This window comes from Sanguibacteroides justesenii (assembly GCF_003204205.1).
Taxonomy (GTDB): Bacteria; Bacteroidota; Bacteroidia; order Bacteroidales; family Marinifilaceae; genus Gabonibacter; species Gabonibacter massiliensis.
Map to the genome: position 1 here is coordinate 1 of NZ_QJPL01000030.1, position 518 is coordinate 518.

Sequence of the window (518 nt, forward strand, 5' to 3'; positions counted from 1 at the left end):
TTTTTGACGGGTTTTTCTTTTTTCGTGGTATACTTAACCCGTAACCGTCTTTTTTCTTTTATTCTCTTAATCGGGTACTTGTTGTTGACCGTCGTTTTCTTGCCGGATGCATGCCAGGGCTTGTTTGATCCTTTTGCACTTCATGTACCCAATATATTTTCCGATATGGTCGGTTTCCCCGACCCGTGGGGTTATTTTTTTCACCGGTTTTGCTGGTTGTTGTGTGGTGTCGGTTTTTTTAGCGCCGCGGTGGTGTTGTCCCGCCGTCTCCCGAATAGTGCACGGGAGAAGCGTTTATGGAGGTTTGTCTGCGTGATATGTTTTATCCTTGGAGTCGGTAGCGGCATGACTTTTTATCTAAGATATCAAGGTGCTGTCGAGGCTCGTCGTCTCTATCGTGATGTATACGTCCATTACAATTCCTACCCCAAAGTCACCCTGCTCGATTTGGATCTGGATTACGAGTCGCGTGGAAATCGATTGTCGGTCGATTGTCGTTTACGTGTTCGGAATCAAAA

General features: G+C 45.9%; 1 protein-coding gene. It reads left to right on the forward strand.

Going from position 1 to position 518, the window contains the following annotated elements; genetic code table 11:
• On the forward strand, positions 1-518 hold a 518-nt coding region (locus tag DMB45_RS14790), incomplete at both ends, for a hypothetical protein (RefSeq protein WP_181416534.1).